This is a genomic window from Bradyrhizobium sp. Kon69 (assembly GCF_055807515.1).
On record NZ_JBVVOS010000582.1, the window covers coordinates 1 to 235 of the forward strand.

A 235-nucleotide genomic window follows, 5' to 3' on the forward strand; every position below is an offset into this window, starting at 1 on the left:
TGGGTGTGGGCGCCTACAAGGACGACCAGGGCCTGACGCCGATTCCGCACTCGGTCAAGCTAGCCGAGCAGCGTCTGGTCGACAGCCAGACCACCAAGACCTACATCGGCGTGCCTGTTTGAAGATACTGCGCCGGGTATGGACGCTCTATGTGGTGCACATTTTCCTGCTGGCGCTGTTGATGGGCATTGTGATTTTCGCCAACAGCCATATCGAAACCCGCGATCTGGTGCAG

The 235-nt window shown here is 58.7% G+C and carries 1 protein-coding gene; it reads left to right on the top strand.

Annotated elements, in window-relative coordinates:
* Nucleotides 1-118 precede the first annotated feature (118 nt).
* Nucleotides 119-235, top strand: a 117-nt coding sequence (gene opgC / locus AC0L3U_RS40235; RefSeq protein WP_473365248.1) for an OpgC domain-containing protein, incomplete at its 3' end; no start/stop codon positions are given.